This window comes from Bacillus sp. AP50 (genome assembly GCF_040492675.1).
Taxonomy (GTDB): Bacteria; Bacillota; Bacilli; order Bacillales; family Bacillaceae_G; genus Bacillus_A; species Bacillus_A cereus.
Window position 1 is genome coordinate 1 of record NZ_JBEUTW010000619.1, and the last position, 5,675, is coordinate 5,675.

Below are 5,675 nucleotides of genomic sequence, written 5' to 3' on the forward strand. Positions count from 1 at the left end.
ATCTACGTTTATCAATGTTTAGATATTAGCTAATCAAATCTATTCCTATTATATATGTAAATACAGTTGTTTTGCTACTGTAAATGAATAAATAAAATAAGCCAAGACATAAAATTCTTGGCTACACATAAATCTTGTTTTTAGGCTATTTTACAGTGACAGTAGCTTGCTGCTGAACGCGCTCAAATAACCAGTGTATATCATTGTTATACATACGAATACAACCAAGTGTGGTCCATTTGCCGATTGCTTGATTATTGTTAGTTCCGTGAATCGCATAAGTTGTTCCGTAAGTTCCTGCCATATTTAATCCGAGCCAACGGTCACCAAGTGGATTACGTGGATCGCCGCCTTTAATTTTTCCTGTATAATAAGGGCGGTTTTTAATTTTATTTACGATTTGAAAAGTGCCTTTAGGTGTAGGTGTTGCAGCTTTTCCAGTAGCGACAGTAAAACTTTTTATAAATTTTCCATCCTGATAATAATCCATTTTATTTAACTGAGTGTCTACGATTAATTGATCTTTCGTTGTAGCTGCCTCTGCACTAGCGAATGGAAGAGTTAAAAATCCTAATGATAATAGTGCGCTTAATAATAATTTTTTCATTGTTATTCTCCTTTTACTATCGTAATAGTCTTACATACAATGAAGTTGTAATCCTCGTAATGCTTTATTTACATTTTCATCTAATGTTTCAAAGAATGTAGTGATTTTGCTGTTGTGTTTGTTGTTATCAATAAGTAATCTTTCATTTAATAAAAGCTCACCACGTAGTCCAAAACTTTGAACTTGAATATTTAGCTCATCTTCATTTTCAGAAATGATTGGTAAGAAATAGTGAAAAGCTTTTGTTGGAATGATGTAGCTTTTGCCAATCATGCTTTCTTGATTTGAATTAATCCATTTTTTCGTGACAATTTTAATATTCTTTTTTGAAACGATAAAAGATAGTGTTGTAGATTTTGTTAAACTTACGTCAAATTCACTTGTTTCACATATTTGTAAATTAAAAACGGTTTCATTTTGATGAGATTCAACATTTGTATTAATAAAATCGTGCATTTTATATGCTTCCATTTCGTATTCACCCTTTTTTCAATTTCGAAAAACGACTTATATTTATTCAAATTAATGCTTAGTCATATATTGGTTAAATTTTTCAACAAATTCCGATATAATCTTACAATACGTATATGAAGCTAATATGAAGTTAGCATGAGTTTGTGATGGTTTTTTATTGAGAACAAAATAAGAGAGCTTTTTTAGTGCTAAAAAATGGATAAAATCTGCATGTTATTAATGCGTCTTTTCGCTATTTCGACTTGGAAAATAATTTTTACTATTTAATAAAGAACGAAAATCATTAGTGTGACCCTTACAAAAATGTAATAAAAATGTAAGCTATTGTGATAGTTATTTCGACAATTTTTTTATACAATAATAGTAAGAAGTTGTACGTGATTGAAAGGAGAGATGACATGGAATGGATTCATGAATTATTTCAGCAATACGGGTATTATGTTGTACTTGTCGGCTTGCTGTTAGAATATATTGCACTTCCGTTTCCGGGAGAGCCAACATTAGCATATGCGGGATTTTTAGCACATAAGGGTGATTTAAGTTTACCGATTTTAATCATTCTATCCTTTATTGGGACAAGTGTAGGGATGACGATTCAATACTTTTTAGGAAATAAATTAGGTATGCCTTTCATTCAAAGGTATGGGAAATACGTATTTTTAACACAAAGAAAAATTGACTTAACGAGAATGTGGTTTGATAAGTATGGGTACTTCCTAATTTTTATTGGTTTCTTTATTCCTGGTGTACGTCATTTCACAGGATACTTTGCAGGAATTATTAATTTACCATTCCGTCGTTTTGCCATTACAATTTATTCAGGCGCTCTATTTTGGGTATCATTCTTCTTAATCGGTGGTTACTGGTTAGGTGGAAACTTACATGATATCTTTGGAGTGCTAGAAGGTCATATCGGTAAAATCATTTTTGGAGTTATTGTGATTGTAGCGGTTACGTTGGGTATTCGTTTCCGTAAGCAGTTAAAACGAGTATTACTACAAAACGCAAGTTAATATGAAATCCATTCTATGTCAGAATTTAGGAAGGCAGTGCAAAAGCACTGCCTTTTTTATTTTATTTTTAAGACTATGTTTAATGCACATTTTACATTCTTTATAGGAATTTGATACAGGATAAGAAATAAGTATTTTGTCAATTATTATAGTCGTAATGACAATTATAATTGACAAATATAAGGATATTATTTACAATTTTAATTAAATAAATGAAAAAGAGGGAAGACATGAAGCTTCAAAATCGAGTGAGGGAATTGCGAGCAAAGCATCGTTTATCACAAGGGGATTTAGGGAAAACGATTGGATCATCACGGCAAACGATTAGTTTAATTGAGCGTGGGGATTATGCACCATCTATCGTATTGTCGTTAAAAATCGCACAAATTTTCAATGTACCGGTGGAGGAAATATTTACGTTAGTAGAGGGGGAAGAGGACGATGAAGAGTAAGCGAAAAAAACAATTTGATTCTGTGGGGAAAATAGCATTAAGTATGATAGGAGGATTTTTAACGTCTTATATAGCTTTAAATTTACTCTCGGATGAACCGAGAAAATTATCATCCAATACATTTATAGGTATATGTACTATTTTTGGAATTTTAATGATGTACTATACTTGGAAGAATACACGTATGTTAGCAGAGGCACGCGATGAAGAAGAGAGCGTACAAGGCAGAAAATTAGGCATTATAAGTATATATTTACGTGTAGGTGATATAGTGACGCAGGCATGGTTTGTATATGCAGTTATTACATGTAGACGTGCACTGTTGCAGGATACAAATGTTTCATTTGCGGTGTGGAATTTAGTAGCTTCTATTGTTTGTTTAACTACTGTAGTAATTATCGGACTCATAACAAAAAATCGTTATAATAAGCTATATCCTGAACAAGGTGTAACGTATATGGAATCTATGAAAATGTGGACGAAAAACGCAGATGAAGGATTAAAGCACATTGTGCATGAGGCTGGATATAAAGCATATGAATTTACGAATACAATATTGGCATATGTATGGTGGGCTGCCGTTATATATACAGCTGCTAGTAATATCGATTTTGTATTAATTGGCTTAATCTCATTTATTTGGATATTGCATCTTGGGAAGTTCATGTACGAAATGCAAAGGAAAATGATTTATTAAGGGGAGAAAAAGGTGGATATTTTAAGAAGGCCAGCTGGTTCAATGACAGTGGCGTTAATTCTGTCCATTTTATACGGAGTAATCCGAACTGGGAAATTAGAAGTAATTTTGAACCTATGGGCAATAGTTGGAATTTCATTATTAGTGTTAGCCATTCATGAGCTAGGACATGTAGTATTTGGTGTAATAGGTGGTTTAACATTTAAATTTATGACAGTAGGACCCATTACTATTCAAAAAGAAAAGGGAAAATTACGCATTCGAGCAAATAAATTATGGGCTTACTTTGGAGGCGTTGCAACACTAGTACCACCTTCTATAGAGACACCGAATCTTTCGAAAAAATGGGCGTGGCTCACTTTAGGTGGACCAATTACGAGTTTACTGTTTGGTATTACTTCCGGTTACATATACATGGTGAGTTATTATCAATATCTTTTATATTTTTCCTTTTTCCATTTTGCAATCTTTGCGGTTACAATTGTGCCGATAAAAGGAACGCTTATGAGTGATGGGATGCAATTTCTTATTTTAATTAAAGATGATGAAAGAGCTAGAAATCATTTATATGAGATTCAAATATCGAGTGAGTTATTTAGTTATAAAAGACCGAAAGATTGGGATGAAAGATTAGTAGAATTGAGTGAGGAGAAAATAAAAGAGAATAAAGGGATAAGAGAGATAATGAGTAGACTTATGCTTGTCTTTTTTGCTCGTGCAGATCAAGAGGGAATGGAAAGAGCGATACCGTATATAGAAAGAATTGTTCAACTACCTGTAACGAAAGAAAATAAGTTTTTCGTTAGTAGTTTTCATAGTTGGTATCTTTTATATAAAGCCCTTTATCAGATGGATAGTCTTTCTTTGCAAGAAGCAAAGGAACATGCAAAGGCTATTACAAAAATGGACTTAAACGGATATTATCGTACACAAGGAATTATCAAATATTTAGAGAATGATCTAGAAGCTTCCCATACTTATATGAAGAAAGCTGACAAAGAATTAAAGAGCGCCGAGAAGAGTGAGATTGGATATTTACAATTAGAAAGAGAATGGTTTGAGCAGTTGAAGGTGAGGGTATCTTACGATGGATGAGGTATCCTCTTTTTTATATGTCATCTTATGCCGTTCCATAAATAGCCTGGGGCGAGTAAAATGATATAAGAAGAGCAAAGCTTGGAGGAAGTAAATATGGAAATTTTATCAATTATTTTGATAGTCTTGCTCATTTATGTTGTTTTTAAAGTGGCATATGTAGCATTAAAGATACTCGCGATCCTATTAATTATCTTTTTAATCGTAGAGTTCGGCAGTAAGTTGCTTGGGGGATAGGGTATATTGTGCGTTTCGAGTGTCGAAGGTTGTCGTTAAATCGATATCTTGTGTTGAACCGTTGATATAATGAAAAAATCGTTGATATAAGTGGAGAAATGATCGATATATTTTAAAAAACGTTGATATATTTTAGTGAATACGAAGTGGGGTATGTGGAAAAGAAGTTGCCGTTGGGTAGCTTCTTTTTATTGTAGTGGCAGGGTATAGAGCATAAATAGGTTGCCGAAAATTGCCGGTAAGTCGATATCCTGTGTCGAATGGTCGATATAATGAAAAAATCGCTGATATAAGTGGAGAAATCGCCGATATATATGGAGAATCGCTGATATAATCCGGTTGGTACTGGATGGGGTATGTGAGAAAGAAGTTGCCGTGAGGGTAACTTCTTTTTATCGTGATGCGGGGATATGCAAAACAATATAAAAAGCTGGAAGAGTATCTTCCAGCTTAAGAGTTACTTTCAATTTGACGACCGCTATCTTCTTCAGTGTCTTGTAATAGGTTGAATACGTCTGCTAGGCAGAATGCAATGAACCAAGTCCATAGACCGTGGAAGAAAGCTGAGCTTAATTGAAGTGGTAATGTATAGTTTGTCATTGAGTAGGAAATACATCCACCAACGATTCCGATCATTGTTAATAACATTGTTTTTTGAGCATTTTCTTCTGGATTGAAGAGGAAGTAAATGTATCCGCCTAAAATTGAAGCGCTTACAAGCGTTTCGATTCCATTAAAGATGATATTCTCTCCAAGCTGAGTGTTTGTCCAGAAGCAGATTGTTCCGCCGATAATAGCAAACAGGACAGCTATTGTATATCGTATATATTGATTCATATGTTCATCTCCCTATGTAATAAGATGATTTGGAAGTCAAAAAGGTAGGTATAGTATATTGAAGTGAGTTTTAATTGTACGTATCTTTTTATAAAAAGATCATTGAAGAGTAACTAAGATGATCGGTTGTTTAAACCGTTACGTGTATGGTGTCTGAAATATACCCGACTGCTCGTTTCTTTTTGCTTGTAAAATAAGAGAAACTTCCAAGTCTATATACTCTTTTTTTTGTGAGTCTGCTTTCATTATAACACATTTAGGGA

At 33.4% G+C, this 5,675-nt stretch carries 8 protein-coding genes; 5 read left to right on the plus strand and 3 right to left on the minus strand.

Annotation, left to right across the window (positions count from 1 at the left end; all coding sequences use genetic code 11):
* Positions 1 to 145: 145 nt before the first annotated feature.
* Together ABWK52_RS27410 and ABWK52_RS27415 are read right to left on the minus strand one after the other, a co-directional pair.
* Positions 146 to 607, minus strand: a complete 462-nt coding sequence (locus ABWK52_RS27410; RefSeq protein WP_000735058.1) for a L,D-transpeptidase — start codon at positions 605 to 607, stop codon at positions 146 to 148.
* 30 nt (positions 608 to 637) lie between these two features.
* Complete coding sequence (locus ABWK52_RS27415) at positions 638 to 1,078, minus strand: DUF3978 family protein (RefSeq protein WP_000388768.1); 441 nt, start codon at positions 1,076 to 1,078, stop codon at positions 638 to 640.
* A gap of 401 nt (positions 1,079 to 1,479) precedes the next feature.
* Between ABWK52_RS27415 and ABWK52_RS27420 the strand changes: the two genes are divergently transcribed.
* The 5 genes from ABWK52_RS27420 to ABWK52_RS27440 all read left to right on the plus strand — a co-directional run bounded on the left by ABWK52_RS27420 (position 1,480) and on the right by ABWK52_RS27440 (position 4,575).
* Positions 1,480 to 2,094 carry a DedA family protein gene (locus ABWK52_RS27420; RefSeq protein ID WP_000454755.1) on the plus strand — a complete coding sequence of 205 codons (615 nt, stop codon included), beginning with the start codon at positions 1,480 to 1,482 and terminating at the stop codon, positions 2,092 to 2,094.
* Positions 2,095 to 2,324: 230 nt separating this feature from the next.
* Positions 2,325 to 2,546 (plus strand): helix-turn-helix transcriptional regulator, encoded by a 222-nt coding sequence (locus tag ABWK52_RS27425; protein WP_098508570.1) that lies wholly within the window; start codon positions 2,325 to 2,327, stop codon positions 2,544 to 2,546.
* Positions 2,536 to 3,243 carry a DUF3169 family protein gene (locus tag ABWK52_RS27430; RefSeq protein ID WP_016110907.1) on the plus strand — a complete coding sequence of 236 codons (708 nt, stop codon included), beginning with the start codon at positions 2,536 to 2,538 and terminating at the stop codon, positions 3,241 to 3,243. Before ABWK52_RS27425 ends, ABWK52_RS27430 begins: the two co-directional genes overlap by 11 nt.
* Positions 3,244 to 3,285: 42 nt before the next feature.
* Positions 3,286 to 4,338, plus strand: coding sequence for a site-2 protease family protein (locus ABWK52_RS27435; RefSeq protein ID WP_141530647.1), 1,053 nt, complete (start codon positions 3,286 to 3,288; stop codon positions 4,336 to 4,338).
* 96 nt (positions 4,339 to 4,434) lie between these two features.
* Complete coding sequence (locus ABWK52_RS27440; protein WP_000404758.1) at positions 4,435 to 4,575, plus strand: DUF3985 family protein; 141 nt, start codon at positions 4,435 to 4,437, stop codon at positions 4,573 to 4,575.
* A 450-nt stretch (positions 4,576 to 5,025) separates the two neighbouring features.
* Here the strand turns inward: ABWK52_RS27440 and ABWK52_RS27445 are convergent, their stop codons facing one another.
* Positions 5,026 to 5,412 (minus strand): DUF3938 domain-containing protein, encoded by a 387-nt coding sequence (locus ABWK52_RS27445; protein WP_001077776.1) that lies wholly within the window; start codon positions 5,410 to 5,412, stop codon positions 5,026 to 5,028.
* Between the last annotated feature and the right edge of the window lie 263 nt (positions 5,413 to 5,675).